The 23,285-nt window shown below is 62.6% G+C and carries 15 protein-coding genes and 1 pseudogene; 6 read left to right on the top strand and 10 right to left on the bottom strand.

All coding sequences use genetic code 11. From position 1 onward, the window contains the following. Window positions 1–41: 41 nt before the first annotated feature. Window positions 42–806, bottom strand: coding sequence for a precorrin-6A synthase (deacetylating) (gene cobF, locus HFO71_RS27825; protein ID WP_170268853.1), 765 nt, complete (start codon window positions 804–806; stop codon window positions 42–44). A gap of 203 nt (window positions 807–1,009) precedes the next feature. On the opposite strand from cobF, the gene repA reads away from it, so the two are divergent. From repA to HFO71_RS27805, 4 genes are all read left to right on the top strand, one after another. Beyond that, window positions 1,010–2,206: a plasmid partitioning protein RepA gene (gene repA, locus HFO71_RS27820; RefSeq protein WP_221988686.1), complete on the top strand. Its 1,197-nt coding sequence runs from the start codon at window positions 1,010–1,012 to the stop codon at window positions 2,204–2,206. Next, complete coding sequence (gene repB, locus HFO71_RS27815) at window positions 2,203–3,198, top strand: plasmid partitioning protein RepB (protein ID WP_221951202.1); 996 nt, start codon at window positions 2,203–2,205, stop codon at window positions 3,196–3,198. The genes repA and repB overlap by 4 nt, the downstream gene beginning before the upstream one ends. Window positions 3,199–3,352: 154 nt before the next feature. After that, on the top strand, window positions 3,353–4,567 hold the full coding sequence (gene repC, locus HFO71_RS27810) for a plasmid replication protein RepC (protein ID WP_221988685.1): 1,215 nt from the start codon (window positions 3,353–3,355) through the stop codon (window positions 4,565–4,567). Window positions 4,568–4,747: 180 nt separating this feature from the next. Further along, the gene (locus HFO71_RS27805; RefSeq protein ID WP_077979978.1) at window positions 4,748–5,881 is read left to right on the top strand and encodes an RHE_PE00001 family protein; all 1,134 of its coding nucleotides are present in this window, start codon (window positions 4,748–4,750) and stop codon (window positions 5,879–5,881) included. 196 nt (window positions 5,882–6,077) lie between these two features. On the opposite strand, the gene HFO71_RS27800 is transcribed toward HFO71_RS27805, so the two are convergent. Genes HFO71_RS27800 through HFO71_RS27790 form a run of 3 tightly spaced genes read right to left on the bottom strand, consistent with a single transcriptional unit; the run spans window position 6,078 to window position 8,102 of the window. Beyond that, the gene (locus HFO71_RS27800) at window positions 6,078–6,788 is read right to left on the bottom strand and encodes a Bax inhibitor-1/YccA family protein (protein ID WP_065283950.1); all 711 of its coding nucleotides are present in this window, start codon (window positions 6,786–6,788) and stop codon (window positions 6,078–6,080) included. Between the two features lie 20 nt (window positions 6,789–6,808). Continuing rightward, window positions 6,809–7,576 carry an anti-sigma factor family protein gene (locus tag HFO71_RS27795; protein ID WP_027665798.1) on the bottom strand — a complete coding sequence of 256 codons (768 nt, stop codon included), beginning with the start codon at window positions 7,574–7,576 and terminating at the stop codon, window positions 6,809–6,811. Next, window positions 7,563–8,102: a sigma-70 family RNA polymerase sigma factor gene (locus tag HFO71_RS27790; RefSeq protein ID WP_077979977.1), complete on the bottom strand. Its 540-nt coding sequence runs from the start codon at window positions 8,100–8,102 to the stop codon at window positions 7,563–7,565. The genes HFO71_RS27795 and HFO71_RS27790 overlap by 14 nt, the downstream gene beginning before the upstream one ends. Before the next feature lie 185 nt (window positions 8,103–8,287). On the opposite strand from HFO71_RS27790, the gene HFO71_RS27785 reads away from it, so the two are divergent. Continuing rightward, window positions 8,288–8,596 carry a hypothetical protein gene (locus tag HFO71_RS27785; RefSeq protein WP_221988683.1) on the top strand — a complete coding sequence of 103 codons (309 nt, stop codon included), beginning with the start codon at window positions 8,288–8,290 and terminating at the stop codon, window positions 8,594–8,596. Between the two features lie 40 nt (window positions 8,597–8,636). Here the strand turns inward: HFO71_RS27785 and cueR are convergent, their stop codons facing one another. The 5 genes from cueR to HFO71_RS27760 form a co-directional block, all read right to left on the bottom strand. Further along, window positions 8,637–9,026: a Cu(I)-responsive transcriptional regulator gene (cueR, locus tag HFO71_RS27780; protein ID WP_026158357.1), complete on the bottom strand. Its 390-nt coding sequence runs from the start codon at window positions 9,024–9,026 to the stop codon at window positions 8,637–8,639. Window positions 9,027–9,035: 9 nt separating this feature from the next. After that, window positions 9,036–11,555 (bottom strand): heavy metal translocating P-type ATPase, encoded by a 2,520-nt coding sequence (locus HFO71_RS27775; RefSeq protein WP_206988554.1) that lies wholly within the window; start codon window positions 11,553–11,555, stop codon window positions 9,036–9,038. A gap of 107 nt (window positions 11,556–11,662) precedes the next feature. Beyond that, complete coding sequence (gene treY, locus HFO71_RS27770) at window positions 11,663–14,272, bottom strand: malto-oligosyltrehalose synthase (RefSeq protein WP_221988681.1); 2,610 nt, start codon at window positions 14,270–14,272, stop codon at window positions 11,663–11,665. Window positions 14,273–14,406: 134 nt separating this feature from the next. Continuing rightward, window positions 14,407–16,485: a penicillin-binding protein 1C gene (gene pbpC, locus HFO71_RS27765; RefSeq protein ID WP_221988679.1), complete on the bottom strand. Its 2,079-nt coding sequence runs from the start codon at window positions 16,483–16,485 to the stop codon at window positions 14,407–14,409. Then, window positions 16,482–21,950: an alpha-2-macroglobulin family protein gene (locus HFO71_RS27760; protein ID WP_221988677.1), complete on the bottom strand. Its 5,469-nt coding sequence runs from the start codon at window positions 21,948–21,950 to the stop codon at window positions 16,482–16,484. The genes pbpC and HFO71_RS27760 overlap by 4 nt, the downstream gene beginning before the upstream one ends. A 199-nt stretch (window positions 21,951–22,149) precedes the next feature. Here HFO71_RS27760 and msrA point away from each other — a divergent pair, with 199 nt between their 5' ends. Next, on the top strand, window positions 22,150–22,854 hold the full coding sequence (gene msrA, locus HFO71_RS27755) for a peptide-methionine (S)-S-oxide reductase MsrA (protein WP_221977517.1): 705 nt from the start codon (window positions 22,150–22,152) through the stop codon (window positions 22,852–22,854). Window positions 22,855–22,917: 63 nt separating this feature from the next. On the opposite strand, the pseudogene HFO71_RS27750 reads toward msrA, so the two are convergent. Beyond that, window positions 22,918–23,226, bottom strand: a pseudogene (locus HFO71_RS27750) (L,D-transpeptidase family protein); the annotation flags it as partial. Window positions 23,227–23,285: the final 59 nt, after the last annotated feature.

Here is a 23,285-nt window from a genome sequence, read left to right as displayed (position 1 = left end):
CAGCCGGGCCGGCAAAGCATGCTGGAAAGGCTTCGGACTGGCTATTCGTCGAAATCCCGTCCCTTGCGCAGGAGATAGATGTCCATGATCCAGCCGTGCCGCTGCCTGGCCTCGGCCCTGAGTCTCAGAATGTCGGTGGCGATGTCGCCAAGTCGTCCTGATTTAACGATCTCGTCCTTGGTGCCGAGATAGGCGCCCCAGAAGATCTCGGCGTCGGGATCGTCGATCTTCGCAAAAGCCTGTTCGCCGTCAAGCATGACGATGGTGCTGTCGGTCAAAAGCCCGTCCTGCGCCAGCCTGCGCCCTGTGGTGATTTCGATCGGTTTGCCGACGAGGTTGACCGGGATTCTGTGGCTGGCCGCCAGCGCCTGGATGCTGGTGATGCCGGGAATGACGCTGTAGTCGAAATCCACGCTGCTTTCCCGGCGCACGCGTTCGATGATGCGGATCGTGCTGTCGTAGAGACTGGGATCGCCCCAGACCAGAAAGGCGCCGCTGCCATCATCCGGGAGACCGGAGATCAGTTCTCCATAGATGCGGGCGATCTCACCGTGCCAGGCGTCGACGCTCTGCACATAGGTCTTGTCTGCGGTCTGCCTTTGCGGCACCGCGAATTCTGAAATCCTGCCAGTCGGCCGCGTGATATAGCGTTCGCAGATATCCCGCCGGATTTCGGCGAGCTCTTCCTTGCCTACGCCCTTGAGCGGCAGGAAGACCACGTCGGCTGCGTTCATCGCGTTGATCGCCTGTATGGTCAGGTGCTCCGGGTTGCCCGTGCCGATGCCGATGATATGGATATGCTTCAAGCGGATACTCCCCGTTGAGTCCTGGCGGTCTTGCCGAAAAAGCCCGCTCGTCGCAAGGGCCGAATAGGGAGTTGGCCGCGGCCAACCGGGCCTGTGGGTGGCATCTAAGCCCTGTTGTTGCTGCAAATCCCGAATCGTGTCACTTTCGATACGCTTTTTGACGCTAAGTTGACAGAAAAGCGCATCGAAAAGGATTGGGTGTTTTGGACAACATTAGCGTATCGACGACAGATGTACGGATCGAGCGGCATGCGAACCAGCTTTCGCGGCAACTGAAGCTCCTCCGCGACAAGCTGTTTCCGCCGCTCTCGCAAAAGACGCTACGAACATTCTCCTCCGGGGAGGCGGCCCAGATGATCGGCGTCTCGGACGGCTATCTTCGCCAGCTTTCGCTGGATGGCAAGGGACCGCAGCCGGATCTTGCCCAGAATGGCCGGCGTTCCTACACGCTCGGCCAGATCAACGAATTGCGCCAATATATGGCCAAGCTCAAGCCGAAGGACGCGCTTTCCTATCAGCCGTGGCGTCGCCCTGGCGAGAAGCTGCAGACGGTTGCCGTCACCAATTTCAAGGGCGGTTCGGCCAAGACCACGACGACGCTCTATCTGGCGCAGTATCTGGCACTGGCGGGTTACCGAGTGCTTGCCATCGATCTCGATCCGCAGGCTTCGCTCTCCTCCATGCTCGGCGTTCAGCCCGAATTCGATCTTTCCGAGGGCGATACGCTCTACGGCGCAATTCGCTATGATGAGGGCCGCAAGCCGCTGAAGGAGATCGTCCGCAAGACCTATTTCGACGGGCTGGATCTGGTGCCGGGCAATCTCGAACTGATGGAGTTCGAGCATGAGACGCCACGGGCACTGAACGACCGGCAGCGACCCGGCGAGCTGTTCTTCCGTCGCGTTGGCATCGCCATTGCCGCGGTCGAGGCCGATTATGACATCGTGGTGATCGACTGCCCGCCGCAGCTCGGTTACCTGACGCTTGGCGCTGTCTGCGCAGCAACATCGCTGCTCATCACCATTCATCCGCAGATGGTCGACGTCGCGTCCATGTCGCAGTTCCTGCTGATGACGTCGGATCTGCTTTCCGTCGTACGCAAGGCCGGCGGCGACCTGCAGCATGATTTCATCAAATATGTCGTCACGCGTCACGAACCCTTCGATGCGCCGCAGTCGCAGATCGTCGCGCTGTTGCGCGGCCTCTTCAGTGACGACGTATTGACGGCGACCATTCTCAAATCGACGGCGATTGCCGATGTCGGCCTGACCAAGCAGACGCTCTACGAGATCGAGAAGGGGCAGGTGCGCCGCTCGACCTATGACCGGGCGCTGGAATCGGTCAATGCCGCCAACGGGGAGGTTCTCGCCGGTATTCACAAAGCCTGGGGTCGAGCATGAGCAGACGCGATCGCCTGAAAGGTCTTTTCGACGATACGGCGCAGGAGTTGGCCGCGGCCAACTACGAAGAACCATCCTCGCGCGGATCCGCCGGGCCGGTTCGCACGATGGCGCTGACCCTTGGCCGCATGGAGGAAGAGAGCAGGGCGATGCAGGAGGCCTTGCTCTCCGGTGAACGCATCGTCGAGCTTGATCCCGATCTGATTGATTCCTCCTTCGTCCGTGACCGCCTTGTCGACCAGCCCCTCGATATCGAAGACGAGCTGGTGCAGTCGATTGCCGAGAACGGCCAGGAAGTGCCGATCCTCGTTCGCCGCCATCCGAATGATGCTGACCGCTACCAGATCGCATACGGGCATCGCCGCCTGCAGGCGGTCAAGCTGCTCGGCCTCAAGGTGCAGGCGATCGTCCGTAAGCTCGACGATACCGATGTCGTCATCGCGCAGGGCATCGAGAATTCGGCGCGTCGCAACCTTTCCTATATCGAACGCGCGGTTTTTGCCCTCAATCTCGAGCTCAAGGGCTTTGAGCGCCCGGTCATCATGAAGGCGCTGTCAACCGACAAGACCGAGCTCTCGAAGCTGATATCCGTCGCAAAAGCCATTCCCGCCGAGATCGTCAGGGCGGTTGGAGCCGCACCCGGCATCGGGCGACGGCGGTGGATGGCGCTTGCCCAGGACTGGAATGGGATGACGGCCGCCCGGCTCGCGAAGCTCATTGCCTCGGGAAGTTTCATGGCGGAAGAGAGCGACCGCCGATTTGAGCTTTTGGTCGCCGAGCTCGCCAAGAAAGAGGCAAAGCCGGAAACCACGGAATTTGACTGGAAGCCGAAGAGCGGCGGCAAGATTGCCGGCCGAATCAAGAGCGCCGGCAATTCCTTCACGATCGCGTTGAAGACCGGCGACGCGCCGGATTTCGGCGCTTACATTTCACGCCGTCTCGATGAGCTTTACGAAGCCTATCGGGCCGGCAAGTTGCAAGCAGGAGAGTAGGCCGCAAAAGAAAAAAGCCTCCGAACGTTGCCGTCGCGGAAGCCTTTCTCATATCTGGACAATCTGAGAATCGCACTTCCTCGAATCACTGTCAAGCGTCTTCGGCATCCTTTTGGGTGGTAGCTTTCTTTTGCCTTGAGAAAAGGTGAGGGACATGGAGCCTCAATATGTATCGACGCCCTTTGGGCGGCGATCGATGACGCTTGGCATGCTGGCACGCCAGGAAAGCGCCAGCAAGGTCGATCCGGACGCATCGGTCGACAAGTGGAAGATATTTCGCGCGCTCTGCGAAGCAAAGGACGTGGTCGGCGTATCCGACCGTGCCCTGGCTGTTCTCAACGCGCTGTTGACCTTCTATCCGAAGAACGAGATTGCCGAGGCCAACGGTTTCGTCGTCTTTCCCTCGAATGAGCAGCTATCGTTGCGCACGCATGGCATGGCCGGCACGACGTTGCGGCGGAACCTGGCGATGCTGGTGGAAGCCGGCCTGATCATCCGCCGGGATAGCCCGAACGGGAAACGTTTTGCCCGCCGCAACGGCGAGGGCGGACTTGGAGAGGCCTTTGGCTTCAGTCTGGCGCCGCTCCTAGTGCGCGCTCGCGAGATCGAGGCGCAGGCGGCTCAAGTGATGGCCGCCAAGCTCGAATGGAAGCGCCTGAGGGAGCGCCTGACACTTTGCCGGCGTGATATCACCAAGCTCATCGAGATCGCGCTGGAAGAGGAAGTTGCCGGCGAATGGATCGAGATGCAGAAGCATTTCAATCTGCTTTCCGCAAGCCTGCCGCGCCGCCCGTCGGCCGCCGAGATGGAAAGCTTGCTGGCGGATCTCGAAGCCTTCCGGGAATTGCTCGTCAAGACGCTGGAATCGAAGTCGAAAACAGAAAAAACAGACGCCAATGATAACCAAAACGGTCGGCACATACAGAGTTCAAACCCACACCCTATATCTGAACTTGAACCAGGCTTCGAACCGAAGCAGGGCGCAAAGCCGGAGGAAGAACCGCGGCATTGGCGGGAGCCGCCGAAATCCTTCCCCCTTGCCATGGTGCTGCAGGCCTGCCCCGAGATCATCGCTTACGGACCGGGCGGCGGCATTGGCAGCTGGCGCGATCTGATGGCCGCGGCCGTCATCGTCCGTTCCACTCTTGGCGTCAGCCCCAGCGCCTATCAACTAGCCTGCGATGTCATGGGGCCGGAAAACGCCGCCACGGTAATCGCCTGCATCCTGGAAAGGGGCGGACATATCAACTCGGCCGGCGGCTACCTGCGTGACCTGACGCGGCGGGCGGAGCGCGGCGAATTCTCGCTCGGACCGATGCTGATGGCGCTGATGCGGGCAAATGGTCCGACGGCGAGGAAAACCGGATGAATGGCTATGAAAAAGCTTCGCGCCAGCTGCGACGGCTAGAAGCATATGCGGCCGGTCGATTAGACAGGTTAACGGCTTCCATTTCCCCAGTTTTGTTGAAATACGCTGTTAACCATGTCATACATGGCGGAAGGAAACACGCGTTTTGCTTCCATTTGTGAAAAACCGTAAAGCTTAACAATGCGCTACGATATCGAAGGCACGATGCTTCAAACCCTGCTTCCAGCCCTTGCCGCGGCGGAGGATGCGGTGGCGCGGCTGGACGAGCGGGTGTTGCGATCGCCGGTCGGCGAGGGATTTGCCGAGCGCAGCCATTTCTTCGATGCCGCCGGCGCGCTCTGGGTGGCCGGCGAACTCGTGCATGTCGAGGATCTCGTTTTGCATGATGCGCATATGGATAGCCGCGCTCCCACCCACGAACTGACGATCGCCCATTCCGTGCTCCGGGCACGTCGGCGTATCTGGACCGGCGAACCTTCCTGGGCACTCGGCGTCTCGGGCCTTGCGACGCTGACTGCGACGGGCGGGGAAGGGGAGGGGAAGGCGCAGGAAGCAAAGAGCCCCGCAGTTCCGGCCGAGACCGACGAAGAGGGCGAGGATGAGGCCGGGCCGCTCGCTGCGGAAATGGCGGAGATCGATGCGCTTCTTGCCCGCTCGCAGAAGCTGCTCGATATCCATACCGGGAAAACGCCGGCAAGCGAGGCGGCGGCCGTTACTCCGGCAAGACGCAACGAAGACCCTCTCGGTTTACTCGGTGACGAAGAGTGGGACGAGGAACAGCGGCTTGCGGAGTGGCGAAGCGTCCAGCCATTGGCCGACACCTTGCCGCCGGTTCTCGGCGCCATCATCCTCTTCGAAGCCTGGGAAAGGATCGAGCCGTTGCGGCGTCAGCACTGGCTCGGCGGTCTTCTGGTCGCAAGCCATCTGCGCGCCCGCGGCAAGGTCGCCTCGCATCTCTTTTCTTTTTACGGCGGGCTGAAGCTGGTGCGCCATGAGCGTCGTCGGGCACGCGATCGCGTCACGCGGCTGCAAGCCTTTCTAGAGGCGATGCATCTGGGTGCTGTGGCCGGCCTCAAGGAAATCGACCGTTTGACCTTGGCGCGCACGCAGATGGAGCTGCGCTTTCGCGGCCGCCGTTCGAACAGCAGTCTGCCGGAACTTGCCGATTTCATCCTGTCGCGGCCGATGGTCTCGGCGGCGATGATTGCCCGTCATCTGCGCATCACGCCGCGCGGTGCGCTAAACCTCGTCAACGACATCGGCATTCGTGAAATCACCGGCCGCGGCCGCTATCGCGCCTGGGGCATCATCTAATCCATGTCGCCAAAAAGTGGGCAGCGGTTTTTGGAAGCGCGTCGCATGATTCCGATTTGACACGAGGGGCTTTGAAAACGAAAACGGCCGGGCGTTGGCCCGGCCGTTTCCTTTGGGTGAGCACCCAGTCCGCCATCCTGTCACAGACTGCAGACCAGGCGCTCTTGCGCTTCCTTTGCCCCCAGAAGCGCAGTCCCTATTCCCGCTCGCCCGTGAAGTTGAGCAGAAGCTGGAAGATGTTGACGAAGTTCAGGTAGAGCGAGAGCGCACCGAAGACGGCGAGCTTCTGGTTCGATTCCTGATCGTAGTTTTCCGAATACTGTTCCTTGATGTTCTGCGTGTCATAGGCGGTGAGGCCGACGAAGACGACAATGCCGATCACCGAGATCGCAAATTGCAGGGCGCTCGAACCCAGGAAGATGTTGACGACAGCGGCGATGATGACGCCGAAGAGGCCCATCATCAGGAACGAGCCCATGCGCGAGAGGTCACGCTTCGTCGCATAGCCGTAGAGGCTGGTGGCGCCGAACATCGTCGCGGTGATGAAGAAGGTCCGCGCGATGCTCGCCCCGGTGAAGACCAGGAAGACGGAAGCGAGCGACAGGCCCATCACGGCGCAGAAGGCCCAGAAGGTGATCTGGGCGGTGCCGGCCGACATCGTCTGGATCTTGAACGAGAAGAAGAAGACGAAAGCGAGCGGGGCAAGCATCACCACCCACTTCAGCGGCGAGCCGAAGATCGGGACGTAAAGTGCCGGCGTCGAGCCGACGACAAAGGCCACCAGGCCCGTGATGACGAGGCCGAGAGCCATATAGTTGTAGACGCGCAGCATGTGCTGGCGCAGGCCCTCGTCGAAGAGGGCTTGGGAGCCGGCGACGGCGCCGTAGCGGGAATTGATCGGGTTCATGCTGATCTCCTCGGTTTGAATTAATAGAGCGAGCGGGCGAGCCGTTCGGCCGCCTGGTCGAGATTGAGACCGCTATCGTCGGCTATCAGCGCATAAGCGACCTCGCCGATCTGCCAATAGGCGGCTTCTGCTTTTTCCAGCGTGAGATGACTGACCGGCTTGACCTCGAAGGCGCCCGGACGGACGGCGAAAAGCGACAGTTGCTTTCCATCCGGTTGTTCGATCGCCATCTCGACGCTGGGGCCGAATTCGGACGGGAAGATCTGCACGTCGGCGACCTTCCAATCCCTGGGCAGTTCGGGCATCACGATCGCCGTGGCGGCGCGAATATCGTCGGGGCTATAGGTGGCCGGCGTCTGCGGAGGCATCGATTGGCGCAGCGCCGCGGTCTGGTAGGCGCGGACGGCATCCTCGACATAGGCGGGTGCCGGAACCGATGCCACCACCTCGGTCGCCGAGAAGGCGCCGAAGGAATTGTGCGCCACCCAGCCGGCGGCGATCAGAATGCCGACGGCGGCGACGCGCTGCAAGGAATGGAAGATGCGGCCATAGGAAAGGCCACGTTCCAGCCGGCGGGCGGCATCGCGAGTCTCGGGCCGGCCGAAGGCACTTTCGCCGGCAAGCGCCAGACGCAGTTCGCCCTTCATGCTGAGGTCGGCCATGACCTTGGCGGCAATCGCCGGATTCTCGGAAAGATAGGATTCCACCTGGATGCGACGGGCGACATCGAGCTCGCCATCCACATAGGCGTCGAGATCGGCATCGATGATCGGATCAACTGCCTTCATTGCCGTTCCCTCCGATTATTCGCAGATGTGAAACCCGCGGCGTCTTCTCCTCGAATTCGCGCAGTTGAGCGCGGGCGCGAGAGATGCGCGACATCAGCGTACCCACGGGAATGCCAAGCGCCTCGGCGGCCTCCTGGTAGGAAAGGTCTTCGATCGCGACGAGCTGCAGCGCCTCGCGCTGTTCCTCCGGCAGATCGAAGAAGGCGTCGCGCACCTGCTGAAGGCGCACGGTATGCTCCTGGCCGGCCGGCAGCGACTGCTCGGCTTCGACAGCCGCCTCGTCGTGGCGGCGCGTCAACGACCGGTTCTGACGAAGACGATCGATATGGGCATTGTGCAGGATGGAGAGCAGCCAGGTGCGCAGGTTGCCGCCGCTGCGGAAGCTTTTCCGCTTCTCGAAGGCGCGCACCAGCGCGTCATGCACCAGGTCCTCCGCCTCGTCCGAATTGCGCACCAGCGACCGAGCGTAGCGCCGCAGCGCTGCGAGCTGTCCGATGACATCGAAGGGGCGATCTTTGCGTTCCATGATTGAGTATACGAAAATCCGGCTGATATTATTCCCAGCGGGCGTAAAAAAATCATGCCGGGCCAAAACCGTCGCCGGATCATCTCAAATATCTCTCTCCAGCGGACGGGCGCCTTAAATCCGCGATTGTTTATGACAATTACATGACAGATCATGGCGCCGCTGACTGGAGGGGAACAGAAAGAATGAAGGAAAAGAAGCGGGTCTACGAAGCTCTCGTGGACGGCGCCATGGAAGGGCTGACCGATCAGGCGCTCTACAATTTCGTCAAGGCGCGTTGTCCGAAGGCCACCAGCAAGAGGATCGTTCGGGCCTCGCTTCTCGCCTTGTTGGATCCTCATCTCAGAGACCGCAATATTCTCGACGTGATCTACGCGCTCGCTATCAAGCATCGGCTGGATGACGGCGTACTGGACGACGGCGAAGGCGAGGCGGCCGACGAGCGGGCTCAATCCTCGCAGGCGGCCAACCAGAACATTCCCCAGCTTTCCTGATGCAGATCATCCGAAACGCGATGCCTGCTCTCCCGGAATTTCAGCTGCCGTCCGAAAGCTCTTCGAGGATCGGACAGTCCGGCCGGTCGTTGCCGTGGCAGGCATGCACGAGATGCTCGAGCGTGCGGCGCAGTTCCGTCAGTTCGCGGATCTTGCGGTCGATCTCGGCAAGCTTGGTCTCAGCAATATCCTTGACGTCGGCGCTCGCCCGGTCCTTGTCCTCGTAGAGCGCCAGCAATTGACGGCATTCCTCGACGGAAAAGCCGAGGCCGCGCGAGCGCTGCAGGAATCGCAGCTTGTGGATGTCGGTCGCGGCATAGTCGCGATAGCCGTTTCCGCCCCTTTCGGGGCGGATGAGGCCGATATCCTCGTAGTAGCGGATGGTCTTGGAAGGCAGGCCGGATCGTTCCGATGCTTCGCCGATATTCATCGTCATCTCCTATAGTTTTGCAAAGCGCAGTCTCAGCGCATTGGCAATGACCGAAACAGACGACAAACTCATCGCCGCGGCGGCGATCATCGGCGAAAGCAGCAGCCCGAAGATCGGATAGAGCATGCCGGCCGCGACCGGTACGCCGAGCGCGTTGTAGCCGAAGGCGAAGCCGAGGTTCTGGCGGATGTTTCGCATCGTCGCCTCCGCCAGCCGCCGCGCCCTGACGATGCCATTCAGATCGCCCTTTACCAATGTGATGCCGGCGCTTTCCATCGCGACGTCGGCGCCGGTACCCATGGCGATGCCGACATCGGCGGCGGCAAGCGCCGGCGCGTCGTTGACGCCGTCACCGGCCATGGCGATGATGGCGCCCTTGGTACGCAACTCGTCGATCAGCGCCTTCTTGCCTTCTGGAAGCACGTCTGCGCGCACCTCGTCGATGCCGAGGCTTTTTGCCACCGCACGCGCCGTCCGCTCGTTGTCGCCTGTCGCCATGATGATCTTCAACCCGCTGTCGTGCAGCGCCTTGATGGCGGCTGCTGTCGTCGGCTTGATTCGGTCGGCGACGGCGACAAGACCGGCAAGCGCACCGTCGAACACCACGAACATCACCGTCTTGCCGTCGCCGCGCAGGGCTTCGGTCTTCTCGGCGAGTGCTGCCGGATCAATGCCGAGGTCGGCGAGCATCGCCGCATTGCCGAGCGCCGCCAACGTGCCGCCGGCACGGCCCTGAACACCCTTGCCGGTCTTTGCCTCGAAGCCGCTGACCTCGACGAAGGTGACGCCACGCTCCTCGGCACCGGAAACGATCGCTTCGGCCAGTGGATGTTCCGAGCCGCGCTCCAGGCTTGCCGCCAGCGACAGCAGCCTGTTTTCGCTAACCCCGCCGAAGGCGACGATATCGGTAAGCTTCGGCTTGCCTTCAGTCAGCGTGCCGGTCTTGTCGACGATCAGCGTGTCGACCTTGGAAAAACGCTCCAGCGCTTCGGCGTCCTTGATCAGCACGCCTTCCTGCGCGCCGCGCCCGGTCGCGATCATGATCGACATCGGCGTTGCAAGGCCGAGTGCACAGGGGCAGGCGATGATGAGAACGGCAACGGCGGCAAGCAGCCCATTGGCCATGCTTGGCTCCGGCCCGATCGCCGCCCAGACGATGAAGGCAAGGATGGCGGCGGCGACCACCGCCGGCACGAAGACCGCCGAGACCCGGTCGACCGCACCCTGGATCGGCGCTCGCGAACGTTGTGCCTTGGCGACCATGTCGACAATACGCGACAGCACCGTGTCTGCGCCGACCTTCTCGGCGGCCATGACGAGGCTGCCGTTCCTGTTGATCGTGCCGCCGGTCAGGCTATCGCCCTTTGATTTCTCTACGGGCAGCGGTTCGCCCGACATCATCGATTCATCGACGGTGGACTGGCCTTCGAGGACGGAGCCATCCACCGGCACCCGCTCGCCGGGGCGCACGCGGAGGCGATCACCAGGCTGGATATCGTCCACCGGTACGTCGTTTTCGCCGCCCTCGGCATCGATGCGCCGTGCCGTCTTCGGCGCAAGATCGAGCAAAGCGCGGATTGCCGAGCCGGTGCGTTCACGCGCTTTCAATTCCAGCACCTGACCGACAAAGACCAGCGCGACGATAACGGCTGCCGCCTCGAAATAGACCGGTACGGCATCGCCATGGCCTCGGAAGCTCATCGGGAAGATGCCGGGCGCGAGCGTGGCGACGACGCTGTAGACATAGGCGGTGCCGACGCCGAGCCCGATCAGTGTCCACATATTCGGGCTGCGGTTGACGAGGGACGCCTTTGCGCGGCGGAAGAAGGGCAGGGCCGCCCAGAGCACCACCGGCGTTGCCAGTAAGAGTTCGATGATGGTCGCCTGCGGCTCGCCGATCGTTTCCCGGAGCGGCAGGCCGAGCATCGGCCCCATGCCGAGCGCCAACAAAGGTATGGCAAGAATGGCGCTCACCCAAAGCCGCCTGATGAAATCGACGAGTTCCGGGTTTGGGCCTTCGTCCTCAGGCGGAATGCCCATCGGCTCCAGCGCCATGCCGCATTTCGGGCAATCGCCCGGCCGATCGCTGACGACTTCAGGATGCATCGGGCAGGTATAAAGCGTACCCTTTGGCCCCGGCTGTGCCGCTGGGCGGTTGCCGTTGCGATAGGCTTCTGGGTTGGCTTCGAACTTCGCATGGCAGGCGGCCGAGCAGAAATAGAATTTCTCGCCGTCGGCTTTAAGATAGTGTTTCGCCGTCGAGCGATCGACGGTCATGCCGCAGACGGGGTCCTTCGCGCTCAGGTAATCCTGCGGCGCAGCCGCAAACTTCGTCCGGCAGCCTTCGGAGCAGAAATGATAGGTGCCGCCGTCATAATCGAGCGAGGGCTTGTCGACCCGGGGGTCGACCGTCATACCGCAGACAGGATCGCGGATCACCGTCTCGGCATGCTTCTCCTGATCATGACCGGAGCAGCAATGATTATCCCCATTGGCGTGGCCGTGATGGTGGTCGTGTTTAGCATCCATGACTATCTCCTATGCCCCGGAGGGCCGTTGGATAGGCTTATCCACCTTCCAGTGACTGGAAGGTCAAGCGCTATTTTCATGGATTTGATTTTTGCGACGGCTGATCGTCAGATCGGCGTGATCAGCCCGACCGGCTGGCTCCCGAGCAGGGGGGCGATTGAAATGCTGCCCCCGGGTTCGATCGTCTTTCCGGTCACCAGATCGGCCTTCAGACCGTGAAGCGGGGAGGGGACGGCAACCGCCGTATCCTCCCAGAATTCCGGGCCGGCAAAAAGCACGCCCGGATCGAGCCAGCCGAACATCAGCCGCGGCGCGGCGATGATCGCGAAATCACTCTGATGCACCCGGGCAAAAGCAAGCACATGGTCGCGCCGGTTGCCTGTCACCTTCAGCGGCAGATAGTCGCCTCCAGCAAAGAGGTCCACGTGCCGCTGGCGCAGCTGCAGGCCGATCCCGACAAGGCGCTGCTTTAACGCCGCCGCCTGCAGCTTGGCGATCGGCCCGGATTCGGCCAGCCAGGCCGTCAGCCGCTCATGATCGACCGGTCGGCGGTTGTCGGGATCGACGAGGCTGAAGTCAAAGCCCTCCGCACCCTGATAGATATCGGGAATGCCCGGCGCCGTCAGCTTGAGCAGCGTCTGCGACAGGCTGTTGAGGTACCCCGCCGCGATGAAGGGCTGCAGCACCCTTTCGAAATCCTCGAGGAAGACATCGTTGTCAGGCGAGACCAGTGCCGCGGCATAGGTGGTGACCGCTTCCTCGTAAGCGGCATCCTGTTCTGTCCAGCCGCTGCGCAGTTTCGCCTCGCGCACGGCCTTGACGGCATAATCGGTGAAGCGTGCGCGGAGTTCTTCCGTCTGTCCCCGGTCGAAACCCTCCGGCCAGATGCCGGCCAGGGCCTGATAGAGCATCCATTCGACATTCGGCTCCGGCGCTGCGCCCTCCGGCAGATCCTTCAGCCACGGCCGGTTCATCTCGCGCCAACGCTCGACCGCCTGTGCAAAAACATCCGCCCCTTCGCTCAGGGCATAAAGCCTTGCGCGCGCATCCTCGCCGCGTTTGGTGTCGTGGGTGGCGCTTGCCGAAAGCCCATGCGGCTGCAGCCGCGCCCGTTCGGCCATGCGGCGGTGGAATTCCTCCGGGCCGCCAGGCGCCTTGCCCGGTTCGCCGCCGACTTCGTTTGCAGCAAGCAGCCTGTTATAGCGGTAAAACAACGTATCTTCCGTCGCCTTCGCCATCACCGGCCCGCTCAATTGCTGGAAGCGGATACGGAAGTCATGGGCCGCGTCACCTTCGACCTTGCCTTCGAGAAGCTTCAGCACATGGTCGCATGCACGCCGATCGTCGAGCTGCGCCATGGCTTGCGAGGCGGTCGCCGCAAGCACCGCTGAATCCTGCCACGAAAGCGGTCCGCCGTCGCCATAGGTGCGGTAGACGGGAAAGGCGATCAGCAGTTCGCTGAGCGCGGTGGCGATCTCGCCTCTCTTCACCTCGGGAAAGATGCCTGCTGCGATCGACACCAGCCTGTCGGTCTCGCCGGCGAAATTGCGTTCGACCATCAGTCGCTTGGCAATTCGCCGACCCTCCTCGAGATTGGCCGTCTCACCGGCGACGCCGCGGTAGGCATCGTCCAATATGCGCAGTCCGGCGCCATCGATGAACAATTCGCTCAGCGCGGCGATGAATTCATAGCCCGTGGTGCCGGCGACCGGCCAGCTCTCCGGCAGGACCTCGCCGGTTCCCAGGATCTTTTCCACGACAATATAGGTGTCCGGTCCGGCAGCCTCCCGCAGCCTGTCGAGATAGGCCGTGGGTTCGGCGAGCCCGTCGACATGATCGATGCGCAGGCCCTGCACCTTGCCATGGCGCACCAGTTCGATCACCAGCCGGTGCATGTCCTCGAACACGGGGGGATCTTCGACGCGGATGCCGACCAGTCCGGTCACCTCGAAAAAGCGGCGATAGCTCAGATGTCGTGCCGCCTCCTTCCAGTGGGTCAGCCGCCAATGCTGTGCCTCATGCAGGCTTCTCACGAAATCGCGATCGGAGGAGACCTCTTCGAGTTTTTGCCGGAGCACGGCCCGATCGCCGCCTTCGAAGAGAATGTCACGCATCGCGCGGTTGAAGTCCTCGCCGGAGGTGGCTGCCGCAGCTTCCGCCATTCTGGTGGCAACCGGATCGTCGAGCCGGCTCGCAATAATTCCGTAACTCCCGGGGTGCAGCGGCAACAGGGTCTCGAAGTAACCGAACGCAAAGTTACCGTGCATTTCGTCGATCGTGATGCGCAGTTCGCCGTCAGCCAGTGCTCCCTCGAAATCCCGACCGAGCTGCGGCAGGGTCAGCGGCTCGCTCCAGTCGATGTCGAAGTGGTTGAAATAGGCGCTTTGCCGTCCGAATGTCAGCACGTCGCGCCACCAGCCGTTTTCCGGCGAGGCTGCCATGTGGTTCGGGACGATGTCGAGTATCAGTCCCATGCCTGCGGAGGCGAGGCTTTCCGTCAGCCGGTCGAATCCTGCCCGGCCGCCGAGCGCTGGGTCGATATCGTTGGCATTTGTCACGTCATAGCCGTGAGTCGAGCCGCTGACGGCGGTGAAGATCGGCGAAGCGTAGAGGTGGCTGATGCCCAGTGTCTTGAGGTAGGGGATGAGGTCGCACACGCGATCGAAGGTCATGCCGTTGCGGAATTGTATCCGGTAGGTCGCGGTCGGAAGTGTCATGAGGCCGTCTGACGTTGGAGGGAGATTGTCCCCAACGGTTGCAGCGCTGCTTTTGTTCCCTTATCGGACCCCGCGTCTTTTGGACGCGCAAAGGACGCTGCCACACTTCTAATCCTCGCATCTTGCTTGATGCGCTAGTCGATGAAAACGCCGACGCTTGCGGCGCGTCCGGCCGAGTCGATGACGGTCAGTTTGGAGTAGCCGCCGCCATCGGGCAGCCATTGCTGGATGCGCCGGCGGGAGAGATCGGGCAGCGGCTTGCCGTTGGCAAGCCAGCGGAACGGGGCGCGGCCGCCCTGAAGCTTCAGCATCAGCGGCGACAAATTGCCTTGCCCAGCGCCGAGATCGACATGCGCGCCCTCGGGCGGATAGATGATCTGCGGCGCGGCCTCGCGGCCGGAGGCGAGCAGGCCGCTAGCATTGAGGGCGAAACGCCGCTGACTGATCGGCAGCTCGGACTGGGCGATGCGCACGGCTCCCGCGGGCGGGCGGGGCAGTGGCGTCGTCGCGATGCCGGATTTGGCGAAACCTTCGAACAGGATGGGTGCTGCGGTACCATAGCCGGTCAATCCCGGCACGGCGCTGTTGTCGGGCCGTCCGACCCAGACGCCGAGCACATAACGCCCGTCATAGCCGACCGACCAGGCGTCGCGATAGCCGTAGCTCGTGCCGGTTTTATAGGCGATACCTCGCTGCGGCGCGCCGGCAGGCGGAATGACGCCGGACAAAATATCGGCGACGTTCCAGACCGCGACTGGTTCGAGCAGCGGTTCACCGTCGAGCTTGGCGGGTTCGCCGGTGACGCCATCGCCGAGCCTAACGGGCTGACCGCGATTGGCGAGCGCCGTATAGAGCTGCACCAGATCCTTCAGGGTTATGCCGACGCCGCCAAGACCGATCGCAAGCCCCGGCGTCTCGTTCGGCGGCAGCACTGGATGGACCTGGGCGCGGCGGAAGCGCACCATCAGCCGCGAAGGGCCGACGGCATCGAGCAGCTTGACGGCCGGCACGTTCAGCGAAAGCTGCAGCGCCTCGCGCACGGTGACGTCGCCCTGGTAGCTCATGTCGAAATTGCGCGGCCGATAGCCGAAGAAATCGGCGGGCCGGTCTTCGATCATCGTCTCCTGGGACACCAGCCCCTGCTCGAAAGCGAGCCCGTAGATGAAGGGCTTCAGGGTCGAGCCCGGCGAGCGGTTGACGCGCGTCATGTCGATCCAGCCGGAGCGGCTGGCATCGAAATAATCGGCCGAGCCGACCTCGCCGACGATCGCGCCGGTTTGCGCATCCGCCATCACCATGGCAAGGGAAAGCTTCGGCCCGAGCTTCATAGCTGCTGCCCTCGCAACCGCCTCCAGCCCCTGCTGCACCTGTTTCTTCAGCGTCGTCTGATGCTTGAGAACCGTCGGCTCGTTGCGAAGTGCGGCTTCGGCCACATGGGCGGCAAGTGCAGGCAATTGCATGCGCCGCGGTGGGACCGCGACACCTTGAGCCCGCTCTGCTTCGCCGTCGCCAATGGCTTCGGCGACCGCGACGCGGTCGAGCACACGCTTGCGTGCGGCCTCGGCTGCCTTGAGATTGCGGTCCGGCCGGCGCCGTTCAGGCAATTGCGGCAGGGCGACGAGCAGCGCCGCCTCGGCGACCGTCAGGCGCCGAGGTTCCTTGCCGAAATAGGCAAGGCTTGCGGCGCGCACGCCTTCCAGATTGCCGCCATAGGGCGCGTGCGTCAGATAAAGGTCGAGGATCTCTTGCTTCGACAGTCGCCGCTCGATCTGCACGGCGCGCATCAATTGCAGGAGCTTTGCCGAAAGCGAGCGTCCTTCGCGCGGCTCGATCAGTCGCGCCACCTGCATCGAAAGCGTCGAGGCGCCGGAAACGATGCGGCCATTGCTGACCAATTGCACGGCAGCGCGCCCGAGCGCCCAGGGGTCGACACCGCCGTGGTCATAGAAACGCTGGTCCTCATAGGCGATCAGCATGCGCAGGAATTGCGAATCGACCTCGGGGACCGTCGTTTTCAGCCGCCAGCGGCCTTCCGGCGTCGCGAAGGCACGCAGCAATTGCCCGTCGGCATCCAGCACTTCGGCGGACACGGCATTCGCCCTGTCCAGAGGCGGCGGAAAGGCTTTGTCGGCGGCATCGAGCGCAAAAAGAGCCGCGCCGGCAAGAATGATGCCGGCAGCCGACCCGATTGCAAACTTGTGCCGCCGCCTCATGGTTGCGCCGTCACGACCTCCATTTTGCCTGTTGCTGTGCGGGCCGAAAGCTCCGGCCGGTACATATCCTCGACGCTTGCGGCCGGATGGTCGTAGGTGCCGGGGGTGACTGCGCGCACGACATAGGCGACGTTGAATTCGCGGTTGTCGCCGGCTGCACGGTTGAAGGCAGCGACGAAGCGGTCGTAACGGAATTCGGTATGGGCAGCGGAGATCTCGCCGATCCAGTCGAAATTCGTCATCTGGGCGCTGTCGACGAGGTTGGGATTATCGATCTCGAAGCCGGCGGGCAGAAGGTCGGTAATGACGATGCGCGACGGCCAGTCATTGCTTTCGCGTACATGGATGACGACGACGTAGCGTTCGTTCTGCTTCGCCTCGCTGACATTCGCCTCTTCGCCGTCGAGCGTGTAGTAGGTCCGCTCGATGATGAAGCCGTCGCCGCCGGCCGGCAGAGGCACGGTCGGGGCGGCAACGGTGGTGACCACAGCTGAAACCGTGTCGTTCGTCTGGTTGGTCAGCGTCAGCGGATGGTCAGCCAGGGCATCGCCGGTCATGCGTGCCATATAGGCACCGGTGTGTGCGGCGCCGTTGACATCGACCTTGAGGCCATCGTCACCGCCCTGGATGGCGCGCGCGGCAAGCAGCATCCAGGTTTGCTCCTGCGTGCTCTTGTATTTGCTGCGCTGCCATTCCTTGCCGACCGCCTTGGCAAGTTCCGGGATGACGGGCGGCACCGGCCGGCTTTCGGCGGCAAGCGCCAGGATCGCCGCGCCGTCGCGCAGGATCGTGCCGTAGTCGGTGCGCGACAGGTTCACGCGCGACACCATCGACTGCTCCGACATCTGCAGCGCGTCGAGGAAAATGGTCTTCGAACGCGGCGCGTCGCCGTAGAGCGCCAATGCGGCGGCGATATGCGCCTTGGCGAGCGGCGTCGGGAAGTCGTTGATCATCGTATCGGCATAGTAGCGCAGATCGCTGATTGCGGCCTTCTTGTTGCGGGCAAGGACATAGATTGCATAGGCGATCTGGTCGCCCTGGCCCTTGATGTCGGTGGTGTAGGACAGCGTGTTCTGCAGGTTTTCTAGCGCCTGCGAGAAAGCCCTTTCCGGCACGTCATATTTCATTTCGCGAGCCCGCGTCAGGAAATCGGTGACGTAGGAATCGAGCCAGACATCGCCCGAATCCGGTCCCCAGAGGCCGAAGCTGCCGGCCGAGGCCTGATAGGAGAGCACGCGGTAGATCGCATCCTGCACGCGTTTTTTCACATCCTCGTCGTTTTCGATACCCGCCTGCTTCGCCACTTCGGCAAGATAGAGCAGCGGCAGCGCCCGGCTGGTGGTCTGTTCGGCGCAGCCGAGGGGATAGCGGTCGAGCGTCATCAGCAGGGCAGGGATATCGAAGGCGGCCGAACGGGTGACGTTGACGCTGATCGAGGCGCCGGGCAGCACGCTGTCGGCAAGCAGGTTCTTGTCTACGGTGAGCTTTGCCCCCGGCTTCAGCGCCAGCACCCGCCGCTCGGTGATCGGCAAGGAGGCCGGGCGCACTGGCAGGTCGACAGTCTGGTCGAGCGAAAGGCCGGAGGCGTCGGAGAGGTTGATCGAGACGCTGCCGGCGCCCGGCTGTTTGCCGATGAGCGAAAGCGTCAGCTCGGATTTCGCGCCGGCCTCGAGGCGGATTGTCTGTGAGGCGGATGCCTGCTCTATGCCGACCGCGTCATTGCCGGTCAACTGCAGCTTGTAATCGCCGGCCGGTGCATCGGTGTTGGCGATGTCGAGGCGCAGATTGGCCTTGTCGCCGGGGGAGAGGAACTTCGGCAGGCTTGCGGTCACCACGACAGGATCGCGGATGATGACATCCTTGACGCCGTGGCCGACGCCTGATTTCGACCAGGCGACCGCCATGATGCGCGCCGTGCCGTTGAACTGCGGGATGTCAAAGGAGACGTTGGCCCTGCCTTCGGCGTCGAGCTTCACCGGCCCGGAGAAGAATGCGACGAGCTTCTGCGTCGGCGGGCTTGCCTGCAGCGCGATGGCACCGCCATCACCGCCGGTCCGAAGCTTGCCGGTCGCACCCAGCGAGCCATCGATCAGGCGGCCATAGAGGTCGCGGATTTCCAGGCCGAGCTGGCGCTGGCCGAAATACCAGTCCTCCGGGTTCGGCGGTTCGTAGCGCGTCAGGTTGAGAATGCCGACATCGACGGCGGCAACCGTTACATAGGCGTCCTCGTTGGCGCCGGCGCCTGCCACCTGCAGGCCAATATTCAGTGGCCCGCGCGGCAACATCTTTTCGGGCGTGTCGAGCGCTACCTGCAGCGCGCGCTGTTCGGGGTCGACTTTCAGCCATTTGATGCCGATCGAGCGCATCGGCATGTGGCTGTCCTGGGCGTTGCCGGGACGGAAGAGCGTGGCGGTCACATAGGCGCCCGCGCCCCAGTCAGCCGTGACGGGGATATCGACCTCGCCGCCGGTCTCGCCGATCGTGGCGTTCTGCACGGCGACCAGCTTTTCGGTTCCTGATGTCACCATCAGCTCGCCGCCATGGCGTGAGGTGATTTTCAGCTTGGCGGTTTCGCCGATCTTGTAACTGTCCTTGTCGAGGGCGATTTCCAGCCCGTCGGGCGTTTCGGTCGAGGTCGAGCTCACGAACCAGCCTGCGTCGAATTCGACGCTGGAGGTCGGACCGTCCGCATCGGGGCTTTCCACTTCGAGGCGGTAGCGGCCCCAGCCCACCGGCACGGAGATCTTGCCGCCGTCCATCGTCGCATCGACGCTGCCGTTGGAGACCTGCTCGGCGGTATAGACCGGCTCGTATTTCCATGCCGTTCCCTCGCGATACCATTGGTACTCACGGTTGAGGCTGTAGAATTTCCAGCGCAGGCCCTTCGCCTCCTGCTTCTGCCCGTCGGCATTGACGCCGATCACTGCGAAATTGGCGATCGAGTTCTCCGGCAGGTCGTCGGAAAATTCCGGCTTGATGCCGATCGACGCGCGCTCGTTCTTCACCGGAATGGTCAAGGAGCGCTCGATGGCGCGGCCGCCCGCCTCCTGCATGCGCATGTAGACCGTGGCGTTGAGCAGTTGCGTCGTTGCCGGCAGTTCACTGATGGTGAGATCGGTCGAGGCTTTGCCATTCTCGTCGAGTTCCGGCAGGCCGTCGATCGGCTGACGCGAATCCTCGCTCGCCTCTTCGTCGGCAAGCCCGAAGAAGAAGCCTTTATAGGCCGCACTCTCGCGCGTCGGCTTGACGACGACGTCGCCTTCGAGCGTCAGGCCGGCGGCCGGGGCGCCGTAGAGATATCTGCCCGATACCGTGATCGTCGCCGGTGTGTCCGGACCGACTTCCTTGGCCTCGGTCTTGATCTCCATCTCGGTGCGATCGGGCACGAAATCGTCGACGAGGAAACTCTTGGTGGCAATCGCGCTGGCCTTGGGATCGGTATAGATGTTCATCGTCCAGGTGCCGCGCATGGCGTTTTCCTGGGTCGGGAAATCGACGGTATAGCCGCCGAGATTGCTGGTCTGGCTGACGATCCGCCGGTCCTCGACACCGTCGGGACGGCTGAAGATAAAGGTGAGCGGCAGGTTCTCGATGGCGTTGCCATCGGTGTCGCGGGCGAGCGCCTGCGCATGCACCGTCTCGCCGGCGCGGTAGATGCCGCGTTCGGTAAACGTCAGCACGTCGATCATGCCGGGTGCCGCCCGACCCGTCACGCCGCGGTCGGAAAGGTCGAAGCCGGCCCGCGTCATGTCGAGGAAGACGTAGTCCGAGGTCCCGTTCCTGGCGGCAATGACGGCGGGCGTCAGCGCCGCCGTGCCGCGGATCAGGCCGGCGGTGAAGGTGGCGCGGCCGTTTTCGTCGGTTGTCGCGGTGCCGAGCACCTCATTGTTCTTGGCAAGCAGCTGCAGCTCGACGCCTGATATCGGCTTGGCAGAGGCGAGCGAGCGGGTAAAGACGTTGAGCCCGTCCGTGCCGGCATAGGTGGTGACGCCGATATCGGAGACCAGGAACCATTGCGTCGCTTGTGAATCCCATTCCTGCGCGGGGCCGTTCGCCGCCGTTGCAGTCATCACGTAGATGCCGGGCTTGCGCTCGGGCAGCGCCTCGTCGATCGGAAAACTGGTGACGATGTCCTTGTTGAGCTCGTTGGTGATGTCGATCGAGCCCTGCCAGACGAGTTCGCCGCTCTGATCCTGGATGTTCTGGGCGCTGTAGCCGTCGAGCTGAGACAGGAATTGCGAATTGGTCAGCAGCGGTGCGATGGCGCGATCGCCGATGCGGTAGAGTTTGAGGTTGGCCGAGGTCATGTTGACCGAAACGATCGGGATGCCGCGGCGCGCCGTCGAGGGCAGTACGAAGCTGTCGCCGGTGAAACGCACCATCTGGCTGCGGTCCTTGACGTAGACGTCGATGCTGACAGGTGCTTCCAGCACCTCGTCGACGGCCGACGGCAAGCCGGTACGGAAGCCGATCTTGTAGGTCTGGCCATGCGTCAGCCCCTCGAGGCAGATCTGCTTGTCCTTGGTTTCCAGCGCCTTCGGCGCTTCGCCGTTCAGCGTCACGAAGGGCGTGTAGTCGGTGGTCTTGACCAGCGCTTCGGAGAAGGTGACGCAGGCACGCGGCGTGGCGCTGTCGGCATCGACCGTGTGTTCGGTGACGCGGAAGCCCTGCGTCGATTTCAGCTGCAGGTAGGCCGCCTGCACATCCTTGGCACCGACAAGCGCCAGGCTCGCCTTGTAGGCGTCGAGCGCCGGGCGGTAGTTGGCGTTTCGCTCCAGCGCAGTGGCGAGCACGGCGAGCGCCTCGGCACGCTTGGCGGTGGTGCGTGTCAGCTCGTAACCGTTCAGCGCGTCGACCACGGCCTGTCCGGTCGTGCTGCTCTCGGCGCTGCCGAGCGAGGCTGCGGCGCGGGCGGTTTCGAGCCAGAGATCGGCGTCGTCGGGCGTGATCGACAGCGCACCATGGAAGGACTTCAGCGCGTCGGCCAGGTTGTTGGCGGTGAGGTCGAGGCGGGCATTGGCCGTCAGGCTATCGGCGCCCTGGCCCTGCTGGTCGTCGGCGAGGGTGAGATTGTCCTTGAAGTCGTGGGCCTGCTGGATGAGATCGTTGCTCAGGAAGGTCAGGCGCGGCGCAGCACCTATATCCTGCTCCTGCTGGCCGGCCGTTTCGACGATCTTGCCGGCGATGGCGCCGGGGAAGGCGTTCATCGTCTTGAAATCGGATTTGAGGAAGCACCATTTCACCTTGGGATTGTAGGTGAAGGCCTTGCAGCTCTTGTCGCCGATGCAGGATGTCTTGCACTGATCGAGCGAGACGTTCTGTTCGGTGCGAAGATCGAAGCCGAAGAAATCGGCGTCCTTGATCGTCTGGATGTCGCGCCTCGTATCCGCAGCGGCTGCGGGAAAACTGACGGCGATCATGGAAAATGCGATTGTCGCGAAAGCAAAGAACGAGCGCACGGACATAGGTTCCCCCCGGAATGCTGGCTCTGACCGGCGGGCACTGTCCTCACTCCTCGCGAGATTGTCAACTCAAAGTCGAGCGCTGTTTCATCTTCACACAGGCGCTTTCGTCCGGCTGTCACATCGACGTGAGTGACCGCCTTGTGATTTGCGATTTTTGCAAGGATGAGCAAGGATTTGGGCGATCACAGGAGGTAACGCGATGTCCACGCCGTTCCACCGCAGGAGCCTTGCCGCGCTCTTTGCCGCCGTTGTTTTCTCGCTCGGTGCGAGTGGCGCAGGCGCGGCCGAGGAGGCCGTCGTCATCCCGCCACCAGCCGTCGACGAGACGGCCGGCCCGGGCACTGAGACTGCCATTTTCGCCGGCGGCTGTTTCTGGGGCGTCCAGGGCGTCTTCCAGCACGTGAAGGGTGTCGAGAGCGCCGTCTCCGGTTATGCAGGCGGCGACGCCAAAATGGCGCAGTACGAAGCCGTCAGCACCGGCTCGACGGGCCATGCCGAAGCCGTCCAGGTGAAGTTCGATCCGAAACAGGTCACCTACGGCAAGTTGCTGCAGATCTTCTTCTCTGTGGCCCACAACCCGACGCAGCTGAATTTTCAAGGTCCCGACCGGGGAACGCAGTACCGGTCGGCGCTGTTCGTTGCCGATGCCAAGCAGCGCAAGCTCGCCGAGAGCTATATCAGCCAGCTCGACAAGGCGCAGGTCTTCCCGCAGTCGATCGTCACTAAAGTGTCTGAAGCCACGGGCTTCTATCCGGCCGAAGCCTATCACCAGGATTTCCTGACGCTCAATCCGACCTATCCCTATATCGTCTACAACGACCTGCCGAAAATCGAGAACCTGAAGTCGCTGTTTCCCGCCGACTACCGCGACAAACCTGTGCTGGTGATGAAGGTCAAGGGCTGATCGATCGCTGTCGGTCCCGGGATCATCGGCTTTGAACGCAGGGATTCAATGCGGTCGTCGCAACAGATGCGCCATGGACTTCGAATTTCGCCAGTCTATTTCATAACGCCCTTCCGGTGTTTTCTCGTCGCCTTCCCGCTGCTTGGGACCCTCATCGGCAGCTCGCCCAAGAGAAATCCGGTATGTCGAGATGGGGGTATCCCCTTTGAGAAGGACTATGCGACGTTCGGCTTTATAAACGCGAATGAGGTCGGCCTGTTGCTCCAAAGGTACATCCGGAGGCGGCGAGCCTGAGCCGACCCTGGCCATTAATTTCGTATAAGCGAACAAGCTGATGATGACGGCGGCCAAAACGATAAATGGTTTTCCCAATATGATTTCTCGTCCTCAGGTAACGGAAGGGTTATACCGTCTTATCGCGCCCTCAGCCG

Origin of the sequence: Rhizobium laguerreae (genome assembly GCF_019778565.1) — a bacterium.
GTDB lineage: Bacteria > Pseudomonadota > Alphaproteobacteria > Rhizobiales > Rhizobiaceae > Rhizobium > Rhizobium laguerreae.
The sequence above is the reverse complement of the archived record's forward strand: the minus strand, read 5'-3'. Positions and strand labels throughout refer to the sequence as shown.

Coding starts and splice junctions, on each gene's coding strand:
- msrA (WP_221977517.1), top strand. CDS start 22,150: ATGTCCACGCCGTTCCACCGCAGGAGCCTTGCCGCGCTCTTTGCCGCC.
- HFO71_RS27795 (WP_027665798.1), bottom strand. CDS start 7,576: ATGAAGGCAGTTGATCCGATCATCGATGCCGATCTCGACGCCTATGTG.
- repB (WP_221951202.1), top strand. CDS start 2,203: ATGAGCAGACGCGATCGCCTGAAAGGTCTTTTCGACGATACGGCGCAG.
- HFO71_RS27790 (WP_077979977.1), bottom strand. CDS start 8,102: ATGGAACGCAAAGATCGCCCCTTCGATGTCATCGGACAGCTCGCAGCG.
- HFO71_RS27785 (WP_221988683.1), top strand. CDS start 8,288: ATGAAGGAAAAGAAGCGGGTCTACGAAGCTCTCGTGGACGGCGCCATG.
- HFO71_RS27800 (WP_065283950.1), bottom strand. CDS start 6,788: ATGAACCCGATCAATTCCCGCTACGGCGCCGTCGCCGGCTCCCAAGCC.
- repC (WP_221988685.1), top strand. CDS start 3,353: ATGGAGCCTCAATATGTATCGACGCCCTTTGGGCGGCGATCGATGACG.
- HFO71_RS27805 (WP_077979978.1), top strand. CDS start 4,748: ATGCGCTACGATATCGAAGGCACGATGCTTCAAACCCTGCTTCCAGCC.
- pbpC (WP_221988679.1), bottom strand. CDS start 16,485: ATGAGGCGGCGGCACAAGTTTGCAATCGGGTCGGCTGCCGGCATCATT.
- HFO71_RS27775 (WP_206988554.1), bottom strand. CDS start 11,555: ATGGATGCTAAACACGACCACCATCACGGCCACGCCAATGGGGATAAT.
- HFO71_RS27760 (WP_221988677.1), bottom strand. CDS start 21,950: ATGTCCGTGCGCTCGTTCTTTGCTTTCGCGACAATCGCATTTTCCATG.
- treY (WP_221988681.1), bottom strand. CDS start 14,272: ATGACACTTCCGACCGCGACCTACCGGATACAATTCCGCAACGGCATG.
- cueR (WP_026158357.1), bottom strand. CDS start 9,026: ATGAATATCGGCGAAGCATCGGAACGATCCGGCCTGCCTTCCAAGACC.